Here is a 22,938-nt window from a genome sequence, read left to right as displayed (position 1 = left end):
TTAACATAAGGCTTACGAAGTTTTCTAATAATTAATGATGGTATCTAATGTTAACTATTACGCCCCGTTATCAAAAACTACTTGCTTCCACTCAGCCAAACTCAAATGTTACCCATGCCAGTTTTAACGAAGCCTTGTCCTCAGCCAGTGCCAAATTTGGGCTATCCGAAACGCTGACACGGATTTTATTGGGGCGTGGGATTCACGATGCCCAACAGTTATCGACCTCATTTGGGGTAATGCTCTCAGCGGATGGGCTATTGGGATTGGATTCGGCGGTGAGCTTACTTGACCAAGCTCTTGATAAGGGTGATAAAATTTTGATTGTGGGGGATTTTGATTGCGATGGGGCGACTAGCACAGCTTTGATGGTGCGTGTGTTGCGTGCGATGGGTGGGCAGGTGGAATTTTTAGTGCCTGACCGCTTTAAATATGGCTATGGTTTGACCCCAGAAATCGTGCAATTGGGGATTGAACTGTTTGCCCCTCAATTGATTGTAACAGTGGATAATGGTATTTCTAGCCATGCAGGGGTAGCGTTTGCCAAACAACACGGCTTACAGGTGATTATTACCGACCATCATCTGACCAATCATGCCAATCCGCCTGCCGATGCGGTGGTCAATCCCAATCAACTGGGATGTACGTTTGGCAGTAAAGCCTTGGTGGGCGTTGGTGTGGCGTTTTATGTGTTGGGAAATTTGGCAAAATCTCGCCGAAACGCAGGCAAGTCCACCACCCAAGTCAGCCAATATTTGGATTTGGTGGCGTTGGGAACGGTGGCGGATGTGGGCGTACTTGACCAAAACAACCGCATTTTGGTGCATCATGGCTTGCAAGCGATTCGTGCAGGGCGTTGCTGTGTGGGGATTTTGGCAATTTTAGAGCAAGCAGGCAAACAAGCGGAGCAAATTACAGTACAAGATTTTGGCTTTATCATCGCCCCTCGTATCAATGCGGCAGGACGCATGGATAATATGCGAATTGGGATTGAATGTTTGTTAAGCGATGACTGGGGCGAAGCGGGGCGATTGGCATATCAACTGGATAAACTCAATCAAGAACGCCGTCAAACTGAAACGCAAATGCGTCAACAAGCCAATGATATTTTACAAAATACCACGCCCATCCCTGCCAATCTGCCCCTCAAACGCAGTGTGGTACTATACCAAGATGACTGGCATCAAGGGGTAATTGGGATTGTGTCAGGTCGACTCAAAGAAACCTATCATTTGCCGAGTATTGTATTCGCCCCTGCTGATACCACTGCCACCAAAGCGACCGATAGTATTAAAGGCTCAGCTCGCTCGATTGAAGGTATCCATATTCGTGACATGATAGAGGCAGTGGCACAAGCCAATCCGCAGTTGATTAGTCACTTTGGCGGTCATGCGATGGCGGCAGGGCTGACGCTACAACGCCAGCATTTTGAGGCGTTTTGTCAAGCCTTTGAAACAGCTTTGGCAACCCTTGATGAATCCGTATTTGAACAAACCCTATTCAGTGATGGTCAACTTGCAGGGGCAGAATATAGCCTAAATTTTGTCGAGGCACTTAACGAACTTGCCATTTGGGGCAATGGCTTTGCACCGCCGATATTTGATGAAGTGTTTGTGGTGCAAGATGTTCGTGTGCTAAAAGACAAACACCTCAAATTATGGCTATCTCATCCACAAGTGGCATTTACCCTTGAGGCGATTTGGTTTAATGCGGATTTGGAAGCGGTGAATATCAGCCAAATTAACCGCAGTATTAGCCAAATTCATGTATTATTTGAACTACAAAAAAACACCTTTAATGAGCAACAAAGCTTACAATTATTGGTGAAAAAAGCGGTGTTGATTTAATACGCATCGCCAGCCATTTGATTCGCATAAATAATCGCATGATACAAACTTTCCGCACTCGCCTGCCCTGTCCCTGCAAGGTCAAGGGCAGTACCGTGGTCAACCGAAGTGCGAATATACGGCAAACCCAAAGTAATATTCACCGTTTCACCAAAACCATGTGATTTGAGTGGAGCAAGCCCTTGGTCATGGTACATGGCAATAATGGTATCCGCTTGCGATACATATTTTTTGGTAAACAGCGTATCGGCAGGCATGGCGAGGCTGATATCCACCCCTTGATTAATAAAACCTTGCAACACAGGATTAATCACATCTCGCTCTTCTGTTCCCAAATGCCCATGTTCACCTGCGTGTGGATTCAGTCCACAGACCAAAATTTTTGGGTTTTTTAAGCCAAATTTCATTTGGCAATCAGCTAGCACAATTTGTACGGTTTTTCGCACTTCATCTTGGGTAATGGCATTCGGTACATCTTTCAACGGTAAATGGGTGGTCACAAGGGCAACTTTCATGGTTTGATTAGCAAGCATCATCACCACTTTATCCAAGCCAGCTTGCTCCATAAAAAACTCAGTATGGCCCATAAAATGTGGGTCAAGCGTCATAATCACTGACTTTTGGAGCGGTGCAGTGACAATCCCTGCCACTTGCCCACGCATCGCCAAATCATGTGCCAGTTGTAGCTGTGCGAGTACCATTGGGGCATTGGCAACATCTAGCACCCCTACAGTCACAGGATGTTGGGTAGGAATAGGTAATAAATAAAAATTATGGTTGGGCGCATTGGGGGTCAAGTTTGCCAAGTCTTGCACATCAATATTATTAAAAACAATTGATTTGCTAAGGCTATGATTAGCCAATAATTGCTGTTGGCGTTGCTCAAAGGCATTCTTGTCCGCCAATACCACGATGGGACGCTGACTTTCTAATTTGCCCTTATCAGCTAACATTAGCACAATATCCATACCAATGCCTGCTGGTTCGCCTGTGGTAATCAATAAGGGTGCTTGTGCTATCATAATTTTGCCCTATTTCTTAAATCACCCCCGTTACTTATAAAGTTAGGACTTACGCAAAAATGCCATTTGTAGGTTGGGTGGAAGCATGACACCCAACATAAACCATTGAAATTGTTGGGTATCGCAAGCTCTACCCAACCTACGATTTGGTTAAATGCGTAAGTTCTAAAAGTATAAAGAGAGGGCTTTGCCTTGCAGATAAACCGCAATGCTTTAAATCGTACTTAGGGCGTGTCCCTAATCTTGCATCAAACTTTGGGTGTATTTTTCGATACCAATACGCTCGATAATTTCTTGTTGCGTTTCGAGCCAATCAATATACTCTTCGCTACCATCTTTCAGCTTGACCAATAATTGACGAGAAACAAAGTCTTGTTCGGTTTCACACAAGGCAATCGCTTGACGTAAGATATCAGTTTTTTGGTATTCTAATTTTAGGTCACATGCCAAAATCTCAGCCACGTTTTCGCCAATTAAAATTTTACCCAATTCTTGTAAATTTGGCAGACCATCAAGGATCAAAATTCGCTCAATCAAGTCATCCGCCCACTTCATTTCATGGATAGATTGATGATATAGCTTGTCGTTGAGTTCGTGCAATCCCCAATTTTTGGCGATACGTGCATGCAGAAAATATTGATTAATCCCAATCAACGCTTGTCCTAGCACTTGATTTAACGCACGAATTACCTGTTTATTCACTTGCATTTGTTTATCCTTATTATCAGTTGTCAATATCGCCTAATTGCGACTGTAAATAATTTGGTAAACCAATCATGTCAATCAAACGCAACTGTTGTTCAAGCCAATGGGCGTGGTCTTCTTCGGTGTCAATCAGCTGTGCGACTAATATTTCACGTGTCACATAGTCATGTTCTTGTTCACATAAGGCAATCCCATCTTTAAGGTGTTGACGCACTTTGTATTCTAGCTCTAAGTCAGCTTTTAGCATACTTGGTACATCATGCCCAACATGAATCGGCTCGACACGCATATTTGGTGTACTTTCAAGCATCAATACACGGTTAATCAAGGCTTTGGCATGGTCAGTTTCTTCTTCCATCTCATGTGCCATACGAGCGTGGAGTTTGAGGTAATGCCATTCTTGGTACATTTGAGCATGGATAAAATACTGATCTCTCGCCCCTAGCTCACCACCAATCAGAAAATTTAGATAATCGACAACTTTTTGGCTACCTTTCATGGGCATGCTCCTTGAGTGAATAATGGATGATATCGTGTTTAAATTTGGCATAATATGTTGGTATCTTGGACGTATGTAATACATTAACACAACAAATGTTTTATTTTATATCAACAGTCAAATATAAAGATAAAATCAGTATAACAAAACTTATCAAACTTAACAAATGCCTTATACTCTAAATTCAACAATCATTTAGTAGAATCAGCATTAGACTATTTAGTTACAAATCGCAGGATTACTTACCAATAATTAACCATATTTCACAAAAAACTCACATTTCTATGTGGTATATCCCAGCATTTCTTTATAGAATAAAGCCCTTATTATTGAATTTTACTTAACAAATTAAAGGTTATTTTTATGAAAACTGCATTTTCTGGCATGGCAACGCATCAACCGTATTTTTTGGGTATCTTACGTATCGTGGCAGGCTATTGCTTTTTTTTACATGGCACACAAAAATTATTTGGTATCCCTGCCACCGACAAAGTTATTGATTTGGCTTCATTAATGGGGGCAAGTGGTATTTTGGAATTTATCCTAGGGGGGATGATTTTGGTGGGTTTCCAAACTCGTCTAGCAGGATTTTTGGCATCTGGGATGATAGCAATCGGTTATTTTATCGCCCATGCCAAATTAGGCAATTTTTGGCTACCATTACAAAATAGAGGCGAAGCAGCGGTGCTATTTTGCTTTATTTTCTTATACTTATGGTCGGCAGGTGGTGGCAAATGGGCGTTGGATAACCTATTAGCGAAGCATAAATAATACTATTCTACCGCCAAAAAGTCCGTTAAATCCATCATATTTAATCTATCCAAATCCCCTTGGGTATCCACGCCAGCAGGTAATTGCACACTTGCCACATCAATGGCAATACGGAAACCATGCTCCATAATCCGCAGTTGCTCAAGGCTTTCAAGCTGTTCTAGCTTGCCTTGTTGCCAACTGCCAAACTGCTGAAGCAAATTCACTCGATACGCATACAGCCCCAAATGACGTAACGCATTGTTTGGTTTATCGCTCATTACAGGTGGCGTATCATTCATCGCTATATCACGGTCACAGGGAATCGGTGAACGGCTAAAATACAAGGCTTCGTTATTGACAGTTTTGACTACTTTCACCACCGAGGGGCGATAAAATTCCTCAAAGGTCAAAATCGGCTCGGCAAGGGTCGCCATCACGCAATCGGTTTTTTGTAATAACAGCTCAGTGACTTGTGCAATCAAGCTTTTCGGCACAAGTGGCTCATCCCCTTGCATATTGATGACGATATCTTGGGGCGACCAATTAAGTTGTTGGGCGACTTCGGCAAGGCGGTCTGTACCAGAAGCGTGGTCTGGGGAAGTCATAATAACTTGCACGGCAAGTTGGTTATTTTGGCAGTAGTCTTGGCAAATATCGGCAATCGCTTGGCTATCGGTGGCGACAAAGATATCATCGGCAATGCCTGCTTGTTGTACGGCGACAGCACGGTCAATGACCCATAAAATCATGGGTTTATCGTGAATTTCTAGAAGTGGCTTGTTGGGTAGACGGGTGCTTTTTAAGCGAGCTGGGATGACGAGGTGTTTGTTCATAATTCTGATTTGATTCCTAATTCTAATAATTGGTTATCCAACGCATGATAAACCGTTTCGGACAATTCCGCCACCACTGGCAACACCCAAATCCGAAGTTTCAAACCCTCTGCAAATTCACCATTATCCACTTGTAACAATAAGCGAATTTTCACCGCATCTTTTGCCGTCACGATAATCGGCAAATCATTGGGTAAATCCGTAAAATCTGCCAATGTAAATTTATGATGGTCATTTAACGGTTTCTCAATCAAATCAAACCCTAATTTGCTTAGGCTATTAAAAAACCGCTTCGGATAACCAATCCCTGTCATCGCAATCACTTGTTGCGGTGGTAAAGATTGACTTTCTTGTTTTAGATTACTTAGGCTATTTTGATGATTCTTAACTTGAGTATTTTCAAACAGCGGAATGGGATTTTGTTCAACTAATCGCATAAACAATGGATTTTGTCGAAAGCTATCGAGCATATTTTTTGGCAATAAATCATCTGATAATTGCCAATTTTTTTGATGAAAAATTACTGTGGTGTTGGGCTGTCGCAAGCGAGCTATCGGCTCACGCAAAAACCCAGTGGGTAGCACTTGCCGATTGCCAAAGCCCCTATCTCCATCCACCACAATCCAATTATGGTCACGGTCAAGGGCATGATGTTGCAAGCCATCATCGGCTAATATCAGTTGAATATTGGGGAAGTGTTGTAGTAATAAATCAATCGCTTGTCCACGGTTGGGACATACTGCCATCGGCATAGCTTGACCTGTGGCTTGGGTATTTTGCACTATCAGACAAGGTTCGTCACCGACTTGGGAGGGCGTAGATTTTGGGGTAACAAGGCTAGGCATTTGACTGACATCACCGCCATAGCCACGACTGATTACACCGACTTGCACGCCTTGGGCTTGTAGATACTGCACCAAGGCAATGATAAAGGGCGTTTTACCACTACCGCCTACCGTGATATTGCCAATTACCCACACAGGCACTGTAGGATAAAAAGTTTTTTTTAGCCCCAAATCGTAGCTTTTTTTATTCAGCCAAGACACACCACGGTATAGCAGGGTCAATGGGTATAATACCCATAGCCAAAGCGACTTTTTTTGCCATGCGTTAAGAAATACTTGCTCCATGATAAATCCGTGGTAGGGGTCATCGTAAGGGCATAATGCTTATGCCCTGTTGTTAAATTTGAAATTTGGGCTTATGTAACAGACCTCTTTCCAATCTACTGAATTTAATTAAAATCTTTTATTTAACCCCACCCCAACCCTCCCCTTAACAGGGGAGGGAGCAGTTCTCCCCCTGACAAGGGGGAGTTAGAGGGGGTATGGAAAGAGGTCTATTATGCGTTATCAATCATATCATCATCAAAATGGCGGTCGTATAATTTAGCATAAGCCCCTTGTTTTGCCATCAAGGTCGCATGGTTGCCAACTTCGACAATTTTCCCTTTATCCATGACCACGATTTTATCCGCATTTTGGATAGTCGTCAGACGGTGGGCAATAACAATGGTAGTGCGGTTTTGCATGACGGTTTCTAGGGCTTTTTGGATATAAAACTCTGACTCATTATCCAAGGCACTGGTGGCTTCGTCAAGGATTAGGATTGGGGCATCTTTGAGCAAGGCTCTGGCAATCGACAAGCGTTGACGTTGACCGCCCGATAGTTGCAAGCCCTCTGCCCCAATCACGGTATCATAGCCATTTGGTAGATTCATAATAAAATCATGGGCATACGCAGATTGACTGGCTTGAATGACCGCCTCACGGCTTTTATTTGCCAATTCGCCATAGGCAATATTGTTGTGAATGGTGGTGTTAAATAAAATCACTTGCTGATTGACGCTCGAAATTTGCGACCGCAAACTGGCAAGTGTCATTTCATCAATCGCCACGCCATCAAGGTAAATATTGCCCTCACTGATATTGACCGCACGCATCAAGGCATTGACTAGCGTGGTTTTACCTGCCCCACTGCGTCCGACCAATGCCACGGTTTCCCCTGTCTTGATATCAAGGTGAAAATCTTGAATGGCAAACTCCCCTGCCCCATAGCCAATACTAACGTGATTAAACTGGATATTGCCTTGCAAGGTTGGGGTTTTTGTGCCTGTATCAACTTCAGCTGGCTCATCAATTAAGGCAAATACCGAATCTGCTGCTGCTAAACCACGTTGTAAGCCTTGATTCACATCGGTTAATGAACGCACAGGTTTACTTAACAATCCTGCTGCCCCAATATAAGCAATGAATTGCCCTGCAGTCATATTATCCATGACTTCTGGGCGTAATGCCAACCACACCACCACCGACATGGCACACGCCAAAATCAACTGAATAGCAGGGGTGTTAATGCTATTGGTCACGACAATTTTTAGACCTTTTTGTAGATTATCGTGCGAGGCTTGGTCAAATCGCCCAAACTCATAGCCTTGACCACCATAATTTTTTACCACTTGATAGCCATTAATCACTTCATTGGTAATGTGACTAACCTCACCCATTGACTGTTGAATATCACCAGACAGTTTGCGAAAGCGTTTGCTAGCATGTCTAACCAAATAAAAAATCGGTGGCAACACCACAAATAACATCAGACTTAACCGCCAATTAATGTACAACATGGTTGCCAATAAACTAATAACAGTCAATCCATCTCGAAGTAAGGTTTTCAGCGTTTCAGTGCTTGCTGAGGTGACTTGCTCGACATCAAAAATCAATTTGGCAGAAATTTGCCCTGCGTTATGGTTAAGATAAAATTGACTAGGAAGTATCAGTAACTTGTCAAACACCTGCACTCGCAAGCGATACACCAAATTACGAGAAATCAAAGCACTATAATAATTACCCAAAAATGACCCAAGTCCACGCACCACAAACAAAGCAATAATCAGCAAAGGAAATACATTCATATACTGACGATTTTGTTGATTGATGGCATCAATAATAAACTGCATCAGCTTTGCCACGCCTGCCTCGGTCAAGGCATTCAACGCAAAACCAATCACCACCAACACAATATATTTCCAATAGGGCGTGATATAGGTTAATAATCGTTGATAAGTTTGCCAACGGCTAGGCGAAGATGGTAATAAAGACTGGGTAGGCTTTGTCATGGTAACTCAGATGAGGGAATCAAGGATTGGTTGGCTTAGTGGCTGGAGAAGCAGACTTAGTAGCAGTCGCTTCAGCCGAACCTGCTGGCACAACGGTACTGATATTGAGGTTCATAAAGCCCATTTTGCCTGCCACATCCATCACACGCACCACGGACTGATGAGAAGTATTGGCATCCGCCGAAATCACAAATAACAACTTACGATTATCCCCTGTTTCTTGGCGAATCATCGAGCTAAGCTCTGCCTCACCACTGCCTGCAAGGGCAATACCATTGACCAAATAGCTACCGTCTTTTTGGACAGCCACTTCGACTCGTTGGTCTTTTTCGGTAATTTTGACCCCTTCGGCTTGTGGCAACACAATATTCAGTTTGCTAAAGTGATTAAACGTGGTGGATAACAGTAAAAACACGATTAAAAATAACAAACAATCAATCATGGGTGTCAGATTGATATCAATCGGTTCAACTGTGGGTTTTCTAAAACGCATCGTTCAACCTCTTATTCAGGCAAAATTTCTTTGGCTGGCTGTTTGGTGGCACTACTAGGCTGAACAGCCACTCGTTTATTATCCAACAACTCTTGCACCATCAAGCCTGCTTCTTGTTCAAAATAAGCATTAATATCCACGATTTTACGTTGGAAATAACGGTACGCAATCACGGCAGGAATCGCCACCACCATACCACCTGCGGTAGTAATCAAGGCTTGCGACACGCCAGCCGCCAGCATGGTCGGGTCTTGCATTTCGCCTGCGGTAATCGCCAAAAATGAGGTAATAATCCCAAGCACCGTACCGAGTAAACCCAATAAAGGAGCAATTGCCCCAATCGTACCAAGCATATTGATGTTTTTTTCGAGGCGATGGATTTGCACACTGGCACGGTTTTCCATGTGCATGGTCATCGAGTCCAGCCCATATTGACGATATAGCAATCCTGTCGCCAAAATATCGCCCAACGGTGAGTTATCTTTGACAGTCAAAAGGTCATCACGACTAATATCACCTTGCTCAACCAATCGCCCAATCAATTGCTCTCGAAGGCGTGTAGGGGCAACATTTGCCATTCGCAATTTAACCCCCCGTTCAAACATGATAATTACCATCAAAATTGAACATGCAATAATGGGAGTCATCAACCACCCACCTGCTTTAACTAACTCCCACATGACTTTCCTCTTTACTGCGATTGTAGTTGTGCTAACAAATTTTGTAATTCTTCTGCACTATGAAAAAATATTTCAATACTGCCTTTATCCGTTGATGAGCCTTTGACTTTTACCATCGCCCCCAAGCTTTCTGATAGTTGTTGATTTAGACGTAAACGCTCATAATCCAAGGTTTTTTGTGGCTTTGGTGTTTCTTGGGGATTTAAAATATCTTTAATTAGCTGTTCAGTCTGTCTGACGGTCAGTTGCTCATTGATAATTTTTTTGGCAATAATCGGCTGTTGTTCACTAGATAGAGCAAGCAAGGCTCTGGCGTGCCCCATGTCAATTTTGGTTTCATTGAGTGCTTGCTTCACGTCATCATGCAATTGATTCAAACGCAATAAATTTGATACCGTGGTACGTGCTTTACCCACCACATCGGCAATTTGGGCATGACTCATGCCAAACTCGTCATGGAAACGTTGCAACGCTACCGCTTGTTCCATCACCGATAAATCTTCACGTTGGATATTTTCAATCAGTGCCAACGCAATCGCCAAATCATCCGACATCGGACGCACAATCGCAGGAATATGGGTCAACCCTGCAATTTGGGCAGCTCGCCAACGGCGTTCCCCTGCGATGATTTCATGGGTAATCTCAGCAGTCGCTCCCACTTTAATGAGGGGGCGAATCACGATGGGTTGCATCACACCATGCTGGCGAATAGAAGTGGCAAGCTCTTGCAATGCCTCTTCCCCCAAATCAATGCGAGGTTGGTATTTGCCTCGTTGTAGGCGATTGACATCAAAATTGAGTAGGTTTAACCCCATTTCGCTGTTATTAGAAGCCTCATTGGTGATGGAGGCGGATTTGGTTGGGGTAATTGAGGCACTTGGTGAAGTGGTTAATGGTTGATGGGTTGATTTTTTGGTCTTTTTGGCATTAGCTAAAGGCACAGACGGATTGGCTGTCAAAGCATCAGACACTTTATCAGCCACATTATCAGATTCAGATAATGATGCAACGGCAGTCATATCAACGGCTAAATCAGTTGGGCTGGTCAAATCACCATCAAAATTTGCATTGGCAAGACTGTCATTGGCAAGGCTCACACTGGTATTTGCCAGTGTCCCTGCAATCAACTTTTCTTTTTTTATCGAGCCAAGCAACGCATCAAGCCCACGATTGGACGCAAGTCCACGTTTTTTTACCATGTCAATATCCCATTACACCAAGTTTTGCCAACCCATCAATTACACAGTCAAAGCAAAAATATAAAGCCTATTATATTAGCAGATATTATGGTTATCATAAACTACTTTTGGCGTTTTATTCGCCATTGCCATCAATCAAAAATTTTACACTAATTGTAATTGTTTGCTTTGCTGAATCACTTCATTGGCAAGTTTGCTATACGCATACGCCCCACGAGAGCCTTCATCATAGTCAAACACCGACATACCGTGGGCAGGGGCTTCGGCAAGACGAATATTACGAGGAATAACGGTGTGAAATAAAATCGAGCCAAAATGCTCAATCAATTCTCGTGACACATCATTGGCAAGCGTATTGCGTGAATCAAACATGGTACGTAACACGCCACGAATGTGTAAATTGGGATTAAGTTCGGTCAAGCGTTCGATGGTTTGGGATAAATCTGCCAAACCCTCCAATGCAAAATACTCACACTGCATGGGAATAACTACCCCACGAGTGGCACACATGGCATTAATGGTCAATAAACTCAGACTTGGGGCACAATCAATAATGACAAAATCATACGGCTTAAGCGTACGTCCCTGTTTGACAATCGGCTCTTTTAGGGCTTGCATGGCGTTTGCTAAAATCGCATGATTTTGCGGAATTTGGCTAAGGCTTAAATCACTGCCCGACAGGTCATTGTTTGCCCCTATCACATCATAGCCTGCCTCAGATTTGACAATCGCTTGATGAATCGGCAAACCATCTAGCAACACATCGGCAATGCTATACTCAAGCTCACGCTTATCCACGCCAGAAGCAGTGGTGGCATTGCCTTGGGCATCAAGGTCAATCAATAGCACTTTTTTGCGTTTTTGTGCCAATGCCCCTGCGAGGTTCACGGCTGTGGTCGTCTTCCCCACACCGCCTTTTTGATTTGCAATTGCTAAAATATCCATGCCACCACTCTATTTTTTACATTTTTACTGTTTTTTTAGATGAATCAAATGCCGTTCTTCATTAAGGTTCGGCACACGGAGGCGTATGCTACCAATCTGCCATTGATTTTGCAACTGGCTGATTTCATCGGTCGGTTCAACGCCTTTCATCGCCCAAATTTCACCACCTTCTGCCAGTTTTGGTTCACTCACCGTCACAAAGTCCACCAATGAGGCAAATGCTCGTGAGGTAATTAGGTCATACTGCCCCTCATGCTCCTCAATGCGACTGGCGACTGGGGTAAGATTTTTGACACCCAATTCACTGATGACTTGCTTGATAAAGCGAATTTTTTTGCTATTGCTATCAAGGGCTGTCACCGCTCGCTCGGGTTGACAAATCGCAATCATCACCGCAGGCAACCCTGCCCCTGTACCAATATCAAGCAATCGCCCTTGGGGTAAATGTGGCACAACCGCAAGGCTATCAATGATATGTTTGAGTAAGGCAGTGGGAATATCTTTGATAGCGGTAAGGTTATAGGCTTTATTCCAAAATAATAACTGTTGCAGATAATACAAGAGTTGCTGATACTGCTCATCGCTTAACACCAAACCCAACTCGCCACAGGCTTGCTGGAGCGTGGGGCGGTGCGATTCATACACTGCATTTAATGCTAATTTACTCATAAAACACCTAAGCAATTGAAAAACTTTAAATTATAATTTCCACGACCCCCTCTAACTCCCCCTTTTTCAAAGGGGGACTTGCCCACCGTTTTAGTCTAAGTTATGGGGGCATAGCCCCCTCTTTCGTAAAGAGGGGGTTGGGGGAGATTTAAATGATAGCAATATCAATGGCTTATAATTTTTATTAACCCGAACTCAGGTTACTTATGAATTAGAAAACACGATTTAAACCATTTAACGCTGCCACACGATATGCTTCCGCCATCGTTGGGTAATTGAAAGTGGTATTGACAAAGTATTCTAAGGTATTGCCACCTTTACTTTCCATTACGGCTTGTCCGATGTGAATAATCTCTGACGCATGGTTGCCATAGCAGTGAATCCCTAAAATCTCAAGGGTTTCACGGTGGAATAAAATTTTGAGTACCCCACTACGTTCACCAATGATTTGGGCTCTTGCCAAATGTTTAAAAAACGCCTGTCCCACTTCGTAAGGGACTTTCTCTTCGGTCAGTTCTTTTTCGTTTTTACCAATACTCGAAATCTCTGGAATGGTATAAATCCCAGTCGGTACGCTACGCACAGGTTGGGCATTTTCATCACCCACCATATAGGCTGCCGCACAACGCCCTTGGTCATACGCCGCCGAAGCCAACGAAGGCCAACCGATAACATCACCTGCGGCATAAATATGCGGAACACTGGTTTGGTAATGTTCATTGACTTTAAGCTGTCCACGACTATTGGCTTCTAGCCCTACTGCCTGTAAGTTTAGGCTGTCGGTATTACCAGAGCGTCCATTACACCACATAAAGGCATCGGATTTGATGCGTTTACCGCTTTTGAGGTACAAAATCACATAATCATCAAAGGTTTCAAGGCGTTCGATTTCTTCTTTATTACGAATCAACACGCCAAATTGACGAAAGTCATGTGACAAGGCATCGGAAATTTCATCATCAAGGTAGCTTAATAGTTGGTCTTGGGTGTTAATCAAATCAACCTTATAGCCCAAGCCTGTAAAAATTGACGCATATTCACAGCCAATCACGCCTGCCCCATAAATAATGATGCGTTGCACCACATAATCCATCTGCAAAATTTTGTCCGAATCAAACACCCGTGGATGGCTAAAATCCACCAAATCTGGACGATATGGACGACTACCCACGGTAATAATGGCTTGCTCAAAAGTAATGTCTTGCTCCGTGCCATCTACCATATCAATGTGTAAGGTATGTTTATCTTTAAAGCTACCCCAACCATTAATCAAGTCGATTTGGTTGCGTTCATAAAAACGGGTATGCGTTTCGACTTGGCTTCGCACCACTTCACGGGCTTTGGTCAAGACTTTATTCAGTGGAATTTGATGATAATCAATGCCTTGATTTAAGATAGGGTCACGGCGATTGGCAATGATGTTAAACACCGACTGACGCAAGGCTTTACTGGGAATTGTACCAACATGGGTACAGTTACCGCCCACCTGCTTACGTGGGTCAATCACCGCAACTTTTCGCCCACTTTTGGCAATTTTCATGGCAGCTGCTTCCCCTGCAGGCCCTGCCCCTAACACAACAGCATCATAGTCGTATTGGGTTTCTTGGCGGTCGCTACGTTTGTAGCGTTTGAGGTGAATACGTGTGCTATCTAGCGGACTAATCAAGTCAAAATGTACGGACGTATCTTCAAAATGGGTTTCTTTATCATCATGCTCACCGATACTCACGGTATTGGCTTTGATATCTGAGTCTTTTAACTCGGATTTGGTACTGGTTTTGACTGCATTGTTTGGTGCAATTATTGTGGCTGACGCATTTGGGGTTGGATTGTCAGTTGTTGTTGGGGTATTTGCCACGTTGGTTTCCTTGTGAATTTCTTTGGGTTTTTTTGCCATGTTAGCCTCTGATTATTACTATTTTTTAATCTCCCCCAACCCCCTCTTTACGAAAGAGGGGGCTTTACCCGCTATATACCTATAAAAAGATATTAAGCCCCCCCTTTGGAAAAGGGGGATTTAGGGAGATTTAAATTTACAATATTTATATCACTTACGTTACTTCTAAATAATCCGTCTTTTTAATCCTGTCATTTGTAAAATCCGTGTAGCGATTTCTTCGATTGACATGGTTGATACGTCAATGTTGGGAATACTTTGTGAAATATAAATACCTTGAATGGCTCGCAGTTCTTGTTGGCACTGTTGATAACTGGCATAACGACTACCTGCACGGCGTTCATTACGGATTTTCACCAATCTATCAGTATCAATCACCAAACCAAACAATTTTTCACGATATGGTACAAGGGCTTTTGGTAAAGTATTTTCGTATAAATCATCTTCGGTCAACGGGTAGTTGGCTGCTCGAATACCAAATTGTAATGCCAAATATAAAGATGTTGGGGTTTTCCCAGAACGTGACACGCCCACCAAAATAATATCTGCCGCATCATAATGAATGGTTCTCGCCCCATCGTCATTATCAAGGGCAAAATGCACCGCATCAATACGGGCTTTATAGGTGTCAGAATCCACATTATCATGGGCATTGCCTGTATGGGCGGAAGGTTCGACTTGGATTTCTTCGGCAATTTTACCAATCAAGCCTTCATAAATATCCAAATTATACGCATTTGCCCCATTAATCCGCTCACGAATCACAGGGTCAACGATGGTATCAAATACCAATGGCTTCATGCCGTCACGCTGATGAGCAAGATTGATTTGATTCACTGCTTCATCCGCACGGTCAAGGGTATCAACATACGGAATCACCCGAGTTTCAAACGGCACATTGGGAAATTGGCTCAAAATTGAGCGTCCCAAGGTTTCTGAAGTGATGGCAGTGCCGTCAGAAATAAAAAACACGCTACGTAACGCTTGTGAATTTTCAAAGGTCAATGCGTCTTTATTTTGGATGGTGGCTTTGATTTGTTGCATAAGGCGATGTGTCCTTGTATTAAAGCTTATCCTAGCTGGGCGATTTTTGTTATTATACGCAAGTTAAGCAATTAATTCTAACAAAACTGGGGATTTTTGGCTGATAGATAAGCATTAATTGCTAAAATAAGGTCAAAATTTATTGTATCCCCACTCGAAATTTATAAAAAATATCGTTATAATCTCGACAAAATAGTCGCATTTTTCTAACTTATCACTCATGGAGACAGCACCTTGAACCCACAAGTTATCTCACTCGACCAACTCGGCAAAAATGACATTGACAAAGTAGGCGGTAAAAATGCCTCACTGGGTGAAATGATTAGCCACCTCACCGACTTAGGTGTCAGCGTACCCGGTGGTTTTGCCACCACATCAGAAGCTTTCAATAAGTTTTTGCACGACACAGGCTTGAGCGAAAAAATCAGTGCTGAACTCAAAGGCTTAGATGTCAATGATGTCCACGCCTTGACCACCACGGGTAAAAAAATCCGTGACATGATTATCGAACAAGAATTGCCCAAAGACCTTGAGCAAGAAATCCGTGATGCTTTTGCCGAAATGAGCCAAGGGAATGATATCGCAGTTGCCGTGCGTTCATCAGCGACCGCTGAAGACTTGCCAGATGCGTCATTTGCAGGTCAACAAGAAACCTTCCTAAATATCCGTGGTATCGACAATATTTTGGTTGCTATCAAAGAAGTATTTGCCTCACTATACAACGACCGTGCTATCGCTTACCGTGTACACAAAGGCTTTGAACATGCTGGCGTTGCCTTATCAGCAGGCGTTCAACGCATGGTTCGCTCAGAAACAGGTACATCAGGCGTGATGTTCACCATTGATACCGAAAGTGGCTTTGAAGACGTGGTATTCATCACCGCAAGCTACGGCTTGGGTGAAATGGTGGTACAAGGTGCAGTCAACCCTGACGAATACTACATTTCTAAAACCCTACTTAACAATGGTAAACCTGCCATTATCCGCCGTAACCTTGGCTCAAAACAACAAAAAATGATTTATGCTGACGCCTTCTCAGCAGGTAAATCAGTCAAAATCGTCCCAGTCGAAAAAACTGAACGCAACCAATTTGCCCTAAGCAATGACGAATTACTTGAGCTTGCCAAACAAGCCATCATTATCGAAAAACACTACGGTCATGCGATGGACATCGAATGGGCAAAAGATGGCGATGATGGCAAACTTTACATCGTTCAAGCTCGCCCAGAAACCGTGAAAAGCCGTGAAAACCATAACGTCATGGAACGCTACGTCCTTAAAGAAAAAGGTGACGTGATTGTCGAAGGTCGTTCAATCGGTCAACGTATCGGCTCTGGTACAGTGCGTGTGGTCAACTCAATCCATGAAATGGACAAAGTTCAAGATGGTGATGTACTGGTTTCTGACATGACTGACCCAGACTGGGAACCTGTGATGAAACGTGCATCAGCCATCGTCACCAACCGTGGCGGTCGTACTTGTCACGCAGCCATCATCGCTCGTGAATTGGGCGTGCCTGCAGTAGTCGGTTCTGGTAATGCCACCGAGCTATTGACCGATGGTCAAGAAGTTACCGTATCATGTGCCGAAGGTGATACTGGCTTTATTTACGAAGGCAAATTGGACTTTGAAATCCAAAATAACTCCATTGAATCTATGCCAGAACTTGCGTTCAAAGTGATGATGAACGTGGGTAATCCAGACCGTGCCTTTAGTTTTGCCCAAATCCCTAACAAAGGGGTCGGCTTGGCTCGTCTTGAATTTATCATCAACCGTATGATTGGCGTGCATCCAAAAGCCCTACTCAATATGAACACCCTACCTCGTGAAATCGTTCAAGCGATTCAAGAGCGTATGGCAGGCTACGCCACCCCTGTGGACTTCTACGTTGATAAATTGGTCGAAGGTATCTCAACCCTAGCCGTTGCGTTCCATGACAAACCTGTCATCGTGCGTATGTCGGACTTCAAATCAAACGAATATGCCAACCTTATCGGTGGTAAACTATACGAGCCATCTGAAGAAAACCCAATGTTGGGCTTCCGTGGTGCAAGCCGTTATGTGTCAGAAAACTTCCGTGATTGCTTTGAGTTAGAATGCCGTGCGTTAAAACGTGTACGTGATGACATGGGTTTGACCAATGTTGAAATTATGATTCCATTCGTACGTACCACCAACGAAGCTGCCAAAGTGCTTGAGCTACTTGAGAAAAATGGTCTAAAACGTGGTGAAAATGGTTTGCGTGTCATTATGATGTGCGAGCTACCAACCAATGCGTTATTGGCCGAAGACTATCTTGAATACTTCGATGGTTTCTCAATCGGTTCTAACGACTTGACCCAGTTGACCCTTGGTCTAGACCGTGACTCTGGTATCGTTTCACAACTATTTGACGAGCGTGACCCTGCGGTCAAAAAATTGCTCAAAATGGCAATTGAAGCCTGTAACAAAGCAGGTAAATACGTGGGCATCTGCGGTCAAGGGCCTTCTGACCACCCAGACTTGGCAATGTGGCTAATGGAACAAGGTATTGACTCTGTGTCATTAAACCCTGACTCAGTGCTAGATACTTGGTTCTTCTTGGCAGGTCAAGACCAAAAATAATCGGTCTACACCACCCAAAAAAGCCACAATATGATATTGTGGCTTTTTATTTAAACTGACTAACTATCTGAGTAATTTACCATGTCCGCACTCTGGCTACCTTGCACCCAAATGCAAGCCCTCGAACACACCCCACCCCTCGAAATCGTCAAAGGCGAAGGCAGTTATCTATTTGACAAACACAGCAAATGCTACCTCGACATGATAAGCTCATGGTGGGTCAATCTACACGGACATTGCCACCCCTACATCAATGCCAAAATCAAAACCCAACTCGACACCCTTGAACATACGCTAATTGCCGGGGTCACGCATCCACCGATTATACAACTTGCCGAAAAATTGGTGGGCATCACGCCCAAACCTTTAACCAAAGCCTTTTTTGCTGACAGTGGTTCTGGGGCGGTGGAAGTGGCATTAAAAATGAGCCTACAAGCATGGCAACAGCAAGGCTTCCACAAAAAGACCAAATTTATATCCCTCGAACATGGCTATCATGGCGAAACCGTGGGTAGCTTGTCTGTAACCGATATTCCACTTTTTAGTAAGCAATACAAAGACTTAATCGTCAGTCAAATCCGTGTCCCCTCGCCTGCCCATATTTTTAAACCGCATGATATGACCGCAGAGCAATACGAACAGCAATGTTTAAGCGACTTGGAAAATGTGTTAAAACAGCAAGCCGAAAATGTGTGTGCCATGATTGTTGAGCCATTGGTACAAGGGGCGACAGGTATGGCGATGTATTCGCCCAATTATCTACTTGGCGTGGCGAAACTTGCCGAACAATACCAGATTCATGTGATTTATGATGAAATTGCCGTTGGCTTTGGGCGAACTGGGACGATGTTTGCGGTCGAGCAAATGCTGGCTTTAGCGAATGATAATGAAAAAGACACGCTTTGCCCCGACTTTATTTGTTTGTCCAAAGGCTTGACCGCAGGCTATTTGCCGATGTCGTGTGTGATGACAACCGAAGCGATTTACCAAACCTTTTATGATGAAAAAGTGGAAAAAGGCTTTTTACATTCGCACAGTTTTACAGGCAATCCATTGGCGTGTGCGTCTGCATTGGCATCGCTTGAGATTTTTGAGCGTGACAACGTGATTGAACGAAATCAAACGTTAATACAGGCAATGGCGGATGGTTTACAAAGCTTAATCGCACAAGGTTTACCGATTATTCATCCTCGCCAAACAGGGATGATTGTGGCGTTTACCCTTGATTTTGCCGATGTGCGTGGCAAGGCGTTGGCGACTGCGTGTCTTGAGCATGGCGTGATGATACGTCCGATTGGCAATCATGTGTACTTGATACCGCCTTACTGTACCAGTATTGAACAGATTAAAGAGGTGTTTGAAGTTTTGGCACAAGGTATAAAGGCTTTGCAAAATATTCAGCCAACCGTTGAAAATAATAACTTGAACTTACCTTAATGACAGGACTTAAGAATTTTTACCGCCTGTAGGTTGGGTTGAGTTTGCGAAACCCAACATTTTCAATCTTTTGTGTTGGGTGTCATGCTTCCACCCAACCTACAATAAACTCATACTATTTGGTTATTATTCACAGTCGTAGGGGCGTATTGAATACGCCCTGTTTAAAATTTTAAAGATTGGGCTTATGCAATAAGCCCCTACGAATAACACGATTGCATAGATTATCATTTAAAAACTTTTGAGTTAACATTAATATGAGACGATTTTTTTACAATCAACCCAATGTATTAACCGTAGGTGAAAGCATACCACTTACCGAAGATATTTTTCATCATTGGTGCAAGGTACTCCGAGCCAATATCGGCGACACTGCCCTATTCTTTGACGGCACAGGCGGTGAATACACAGTAACTTTGAGTGAAATTAGCAAAAAATCCGCCCTTGTCAAAGTTGAAAGTTTTGACCCCATCGACCGTGCTTTACCTTATGAGGTGCATATTGGCTTGGTGATGAGCCGTGGCGAACGCATGGATTATGCCATCCAAAAAGCCACCGAAATGGGTGTGACTACCATTCAGCTACTCACCAGTGAACGTTGCGAAGTCCGACTAAAACCCGACCAAATCAGCAAAAAACTTGAACACTGGCAAGGGGTTGCAATTTCGGCTTGTGAGCAATGTGGGCTAAATCTTGTGCCAAAAATTTTACCACCCATCGAATTAGGCTCATTTATATTGTCAGATAGCCAACAATTTGCTAGAATGTCCTCAAAACAAGAACCAACAAATAACGATTGTTTAAAGCTCGTGTTAGCCGTCCCAAAACAACAATCACACATCGCCCAAAACATTGTCAGTATCAAATCACATTTGGCAAGCGAGCCGATTCGCCCCATTGTGTTGTTAATTGGCTCTGAGGGCGGACTTGCCGACCATGAAGTCACACAAGCGATGGATGCAGGCTATTTGGCATGGCAAATTGGTGAGCGTGTGCTACGCACCGAAACCGCCCCTGTGGTGGCATTGGCGACTTTGCAGGCGTTTTTAGTTTAAGCCACTTTAAAGCAATTAGGGGAATGTTGCTAAAATTATGTTTACGTCTGTAACTGACCCACGCTCACTCGCCTCTTATTTGGATTATCAAAAGTTGGCTTTTTATGGCTTCCATTTTGATGAGGCTTTCTTTGATAAGCACCTAAATGGCTCTCAAATCGGCAATTTATTCGCCCAAGTTTTATCGTGTTTCTCGGACAGTTTATTTATTTTAGATAGCGAATTACGCTATATTTGTTGTAATGAGCAATTTTTAAAAACCACCGCTCTACCCTTTGAGTTGCTAAATGGACGTAATTTTTCCTTTTATGCCACGCCAAATTTACCTGCTTATTTTGCCACCGAGTTTAATCAAATCACCACGTTGTTACGAGCCAAACAACCCGTAGATACCTCCCTAACCATATCTCGAAGCGGTGATACAGAGCTATTTATTCACCTTAAAATCACGCCCTACACTGACAAAAATAACCAAACTTTGTTTATTGGTATGATTCAAAACCTCAATCGCAATATGCACCTTTATCAACAGTTATCCGAAAGTCTAAATTATGACCGTTTGACAGGTTTACAGGATTATGAAGGGTTTTACCAAAATTTTTCGTTGGCGATTCAGGGTATCCGTGAGCAACCCCATCGCTATATTGAGCTATATTTATTTCGAGTGCATATTGATAAATTACACCTATTTTATGAAACATTGGGGGTGGTGGATACTGACCAGTTAATTGTGCAATTTGTTAGACGTATCAAAGACTTAAACAGCACCAATGTCGGTCTAAAAGGCATGGCTCGCTTGGGGGGTGGTGATTTTGCGATGTTTGTACGCACCCATGATATTGCTTTTGTGTATGAATATTTGGAAAAACTTAGTCAGTTACTTGAGTTGCCTTTTATCATCAAAAACAAACATTTATATGTTAGATTATCCATTGGTATCGCCCAATTTCCCAAAGATAGTCAAACCACCGAAAGTTTATTAACACAAGCAGAAATTGCCTTAAATCACGCCCAGCTTAACGGTGGTGACGACATAAGTTGGTATGAAAAACTGAACTATCAACCCACCATCCCTAATGAACATTTATTGAGTACATTTCACGAGGCTCTCAAAAATTCGCAAGTTGTGCCGTATTTTCAACCAAAATTTTTATTTGATTCGCCACAAAGTGCCGTTTTTGAGGCGTTGGTGCGGTGGCAACACCCAAATTTAGGTATTTTACAACCTGCTCAATTTTTGGGTGAAGTCTTAATGACACTGTCCCAACCGTTATTTGAAAGCATGATTCATTCATGTATTCATCAAATTATCGCTTGGAAACGCATGGGTCATGCCAGTATTATTTGTATCAATATCGATGCACGGCAACTCAATCACCCTCGTTTTGTCGAGTTTGTCAATGAATTGGTCGAGAAATATGACTGTTTTACCAAATATATTGAATTTGAGTTGACAGAAATCGCTCATTTGGTCGACCATCAGCAAGGTTATGAGATCCTACATCATTTTCACCAAGCAGGGATACGTTTGGCGATTGATGATTTTGGCGTGGGGTTTGCCACGTTAGACTATTTGGTCAATTTACCTGTGGATACCATCAAGATTGACCGAACTTTTATTGATAATATTTTAAATGATGAGAAAAAACAAAAGCTTGTCAAATCTATGGTTGCCATGGCTCATGCCCTTGATATTAAAGTGATTGCTGAAGGCATAGAAAACCAACAACAATTGGATTATTTGCGTCAAATCGGCTGTGATGGGATTCAAGGCTATTATTATGGCAAACCGATGTCGGCGATTGATGCGACAGATTGGCTATATCAACATTTTGAGGTGGATTTTGATTATGATGAACATTGGCAAGCATTGTTTCGCCAATTAGACCAACCCAATGCCTAATTTTCGTATTTTCAATGCACAACTAGCGGTTTTTTATGACCCTATAGTCATGGCATGGCTCTTGTAACTTGGGGCAAAGTTTCCTATCTTAATGGTTGAAATGATTGATATTACAACTGACGCATTTTGATAAATTGTAGGTTGGGTTGAGCGTGTGAAGCCCAACGTTATCAACCAAAGTTATCAAAAACTTATGTGTAATTCCTAAATATTAGCCTACAGTTACCAATGAATA

19 protein-coding genes are annotated in these 22,938 nt (G+C 43.0%); 6 read left to right on the top strand and 13 right to left on the bottom strand.

What is annotated here, in order from left to right; translation table 11 throughout:
• Nucleotides 1-47 precede the first annotated feature (47 nt).
• Entirely contained in the window at nt 48-1,847 is a 1,800-nt protein-coding gene (gene recJ / locus ACK1U4_RS02405; protein WP_419400555.1) for a single-stranded-DNA-specific exonuclease RecJ, read from the top strand.
• On the opposite strand, the gene pdxA is transcribed toward recJ, so the two are convergent.
• The 3 genes from pdxA to bfr (ACK1U4_RS02390) form a co-directional block, all read right to left on the bottom strand.
• On the bottom strand, nt 1,844-2,869 hold the full coding sequence (gene pdxA / locus ACK1U4_RS02400; protein WP_419400556.1) for a 4-hydroxythreonine-4-phosphate dehydrogenase PdxA: 1,026 nt from the start codon (nt 2,867-2,869) through the stop codon (nt 1,844-1,846). The genes recJ and pdxA overlap by 4 nt on opposite strands.
• A gap of 237 nt (nt 2,870-3,106) precedes the next feature.
• Nucleotides 3,107-3,577: a bacterioferritin gene (bfr, locus tag ACK1U4_RS02395; protein WP_419400902.1), complete on the bottom strand. Its 471-nt coding sequence runs from the start codon at nt 3,575-3,577 to the stop codon at nt 3,107-3,109.
• Between the two features lie 16 nt (nt 3,578-3,593).
• Nucleotides 3,594-4,073 (bottom strand): bacterioferritin, encoded by a 480-nt coding sequence (gene bfr / locus ACK1U4_RS02390; RefSeq protein ID WP_419400901.1) that lies wholly within the window; start codon nt 4,071-4,073, stop codon nt 3,594-3,596.
• A gap of 363 nt (nt 4,074-4,436) precedes the next feature.
• On the opposite strand from bfr (ACK1U4_RS02390), the gene ACK1U4_RS02385 reads away from it, so the two are divergent.
• Nucleotides 4,437-4,844 (top strand): DoxX family protein, encoded by a 408-nt coding sequence (locus ACK1U4_RS02385; RefSeq protein WP_419400900.1) that lies wholly within the window; start codon nt 4,437-4,439, stop codon nt 4,842-4,844.
• 2 nt (nt 4,845-4,846) lie between these two features.
• On the opposite strand, the gene kdsB is transcribed toward ACK1U4_RS02385, so the two are convergent.
• The 10 genes from kdsB to ACK1U4_RS02335 form a co-directional block, all read right to left on the bottom strand.
• Complete coding sequence (gene kdsB, locus ACK1U4_RS02380) at nt 4,847-5,659, bottom strand: 3-deoxy-manno-octulosonate cytidylyltransferase (protein WP_419400899.1); 813 nt, start codon at nt 5,657-5,659, stop codon at nt 4,847-4,849.
• Nucleotides 5,656-6,789: a tetraacyldisaccharide 4'-kinase gene (lpxK, locus tag ACK1U4_RS02375; RefSeq protein ID WP_419400898.1), complete on the bottom strand. Its 1,134-nt coding sequence runs from the start codon at nt 6,787-6,789 to the stop codon at nt 5,656-5,658. Before lpxK ends, kdsB begins: the two co-directional genes overlap by 4 nt.
• Before the next feature lie 212 nt (nt 6,790-7,001).
• Nucleotides 7,002-8,777 (bottom strand): lipid A export permease/ATP-binding protein MsbA, encoded by a 1,776-nt coding sequence (gene msbA, locus ACK1U4_RS02370; RefSeq protein ID WP_419400897.1) that lies wholly within the window; start codon nt 8,775-8,777, stop codon nt 7,002-7,004.
• Nucleotides 8,778-8,796: 19 nt separating this feature from the next.
• On the bottom strand, nt 8,797-9,270 hold the full coding sequence (locus tag ACK1U4_RS02365; RefSeq protein WP_419400896.1) for an ExbD/TolR family protein: 474 nt from the start codon (nt 9,268-9,270) through the stop codon (nt 8,797-8,799).
• 11 nt (nt 9,271-9,281) lie between these two features.
• Nucleotides 9,282-9,950 (bottom strand): MotA/TolQ/ExbB proton channel family protein, encoded by a 669-nt coding sequence (locus ACK1U4_RS02360; RefSeq protein ID WP_419400895.1) that lies wholly within the window; start codon nt 9,948-9,950, stop codon nt 9,282-9,284.
• An 11-nt stretch (nt 9,951-9,961) separates the two neighbouring features.
• Entirely contained in the window at nt 9,962-11,149 is a 1,188-nt protein-coding gene (locus ACK1U4_RS02355; protein WP_419400894.1) for a ParB/RepB/Spo0J family partition protein, read from the bottom strand.
• Between the two features lie 144 nt (nt 11,150-11,293).
• A complete protein-coding gene (locus ACK1U4_RS02350) occupies nt 11,294-12,094 on the bottom strand; it encodes a ParA family protein (RefSeq protein ID WP_419400893.1) in 801 nt (266 codons plus the stop codon).
• 24 nt (nt 12,095-12,118) lie between these two features.
• A complete protein-coding gene (gene rsmG, locus ACK1U4_RS02345) occupies nt 12,119-12,763 on the bottom strand; it encodes a 16S rRNA (guanine(527)-N(7))-methyltransferase RsmG (RefSeq protein ID WP_419400892.1) in 645 nt (214 codons plus the stop codon).
• A 211-nt stretch (nt 12,764-12,974) separates the two neighbouring features.
• Entirely contained in the window at nt 12,975-14,660 is a 1,686-nt protein-coding gene (gene sthA, locus ACK1U4_RS02340; protein WP_419400891.1) for a Si-specific NAD(P)(+) transhydrogenase, read from the bottom strand.
• 165 nt (nt 14,661-14,825) lie between these two features.
• The gene (locus tag ACK1U4_RS02335; RefSeq protein WP_419400890.1) at nt 14,826-15,704 is read right to left on the bottom strand and encodes a pyruvate, water dikinase regulatory protein; all 879 of its coding nucleotides are present in this window, start codon (nt 15,702-15,704) and stop codon (nt 14,826-14,828) included.
• Nucleotides 15,705-15,938: 234 nt separating this feature from the next.
• Here ACK1U4_RS02335 and ppsA point away from each other — a divergent pair, with 234 nt between their 5' ends.
• From ppsA to ACK1U4_RS02315, 4 genes are all read left to right on the top strand, one after another.
• Nucleotides 15,939-18,308, top strand: a complete 2,370-nt coding sequence (gene ppsA, locus ACK1U4_RS02330) for a phosphoenolpyruvate synthase (protein WP_419400889.1) — start codon at nt 15,939-15,941, stop codon at nt 18,306-18,308.
• 81 nt (nt 18,309-18,389) lie between these two features.
• Nucleotides 18,390-19,745 carry an adenosylmethionine--8-amino-7-oxononanoate transaminase gene (gene bioA, locus ACK1U4_RS02325; protein ID WP_419400888.1) on the top strand — a complete coding sequence of 452 codons (1,356 nt, stop codon included), beginning with the start codon at nt 18,390-18,392 and terminating at the stop codon, nt 19,743-19,745.
• A gap of 257 nt (nt 19,746-20,002) precedes the next feature.
• Complete coding sequence (locus ACK1U4_RS02320; protein WP_419400887.1) at nt 20,003-20,800, top strand: 16S rRNA (uracil(1498)-N(3))-methyltransferase; 798 nt, start codon at nt 20,003-20,005, stop codon at nt 20,798-20,800.
• A gap of 37 nt (nt 20,801-20,837) precedes the next feature.
• Complete coding sequence (locus ACK1U4_RS02315; protein WP_419400886.1) at nt 20,838-22,703, top strand: EAL domain-containing protein; 1,866 nt, start codon at nt 20,838-20,840, stop codon at nt 22,701-22,703.
• The last annotated feature ends 235 nt before the right edge of the window (nt 22,704-22,938 follow it).

Source organism: Moraxella sp. TY6, from assembly GCF_048551375.1.
Lineage (GTDB): Bacteria > Pseudomonadota > Gammaproteobacteria > Pseudomonadales > Moraxellaceae > Faucicola.
This window is presented reverse-complemented; position numbering and strand designations above follow the sequence as displayed.

Excerpts from the sequence above, each read along its gene's own strand:
- sthA (WP_419400891.1), bottom strand. The coding sequence starts at position 14,660 with ATGGCAAAAAAACCCAAAGAAATTCACAAGGAAACCAACGTGGCAAAT.
- ACK1U4_RS02320 (WP_419400887.1), top strand. The coding sequence starts at position 20,003 with ATGAGACGATTTTTTTACAATCAACCCAATGTATTAACCGTAGGTGAA.
- rsmG (WP_419400892.1), bottom strand. The coding sequence starts at position 12,763 with ATGAGTAAATTAGCATTAAATGCAGTGTATGAATCGCACCGCCCCACG.
- ACK1U4_RS02355 (WP_419400894.1), bottom strand. The coding sequence starts at position 11,149 with ATGGTAAAAAAACGTGGACTTGCGTCCAATCGTGGGCTTGATGCGTTG.
- pdxA (WP_419400556.1), bottom strand. The coding sequence starts at position 2,869 with ATGATAGCACAAGCACCCTTATTGATTACCACAGGCGAACCAGCAGGC.
- ACK1U4_RS02335 (WP_419400890.1), bottom strand. The coding sequence starts at position 15,704 with ATGCAACAAATCAAAGCCACCATCCAAAATAAAGACGCATTGACCTTT.
- bfr (WP_419400902.1), bottom strand. The coding sequence starts at position 3,577 with ATGCAAGTGAATAAACAGGTAATTCGTGCGTTAAATCAAGTGCTAGGA.
- msbA (WP_419400897.1), bottom strand. The coding sequence starts at position 8,777 with ATGACAAAGCCTACCCAGTCTTTATTACCATCTTCGCCTAGCCGTTGG.
- lpxK (WP_419400898.1), bottom strand. The coding sequence starts at position 6,789 with ATGGAGCAAGTATTTCTTAACGCATGGCAAAAAAAGTCGCTTTGGCTA.
- ACK1U4_RS02385 (WP_419400900.1), top strand. The coding sequence starts at position 4,437 with ATGAAAACTGCATTTTCTGGCATGGCAACGCATCAACCGTATTTTTTG.
- ACK1U4_RS02365 (WP_419400896.1), bottom strand. The coding sequence starts at position 9,270 with ATGCGTTTTAGAAAACCCACAGTTGAACCGATTGATATCAATCTGACA.
- recJ (WP_419400555.1), top strand. The coding sequence starts at position 48 with ATGTTAACTATTACGCCCCGTTATCAAAAACTACTTGCTTCCACTCAG.
- ACK1U4_RS02350 (WP_419400893.1), bottom strand. The coding sequence starts at position 12,094 with ATGGATATTTTAGCAATTGCAAATCAAAAAGGCGGTGTGGGGAAGACG.
- ACK1U4_RS02315 (WP_419400886.1), top strand. The coding sequence starts at position 20,838 with ATGTTTACGTCTGTAACTGACCCACGCTCACTCGCCTCTTATTTGGAT.
- ACK1U4_RS02360 (WP_419400895.1), bottom strand. The coding sequence starts at position 9,950 with ATGTGGGAGTTAGTTAAAGCAGGTGGGTGGTTGATGACTCCCATTATT.
- kdsB (WP_419400899.1), bottom strand. The coding sequence starts at position 5,659 with ATGAACAAACACCTCGTCATCCCAGCTCGCTTAAAAAGCACCCGTCTA.
- bioA (WP_419400888.1), top strand. The coding sequence starts at position 18,390 with ATGTCCGCACTCTGGCTACCTTGCACCCAAATGCAAGCCCTCGAACAC.
- bfr (WP_419400901.1), bottom strand. The coding sequence starts at position 4,073 with ATGAAAGGTAGCCAAAAAGTTGTCGATTATCTAAATTTTCTGATTGGT.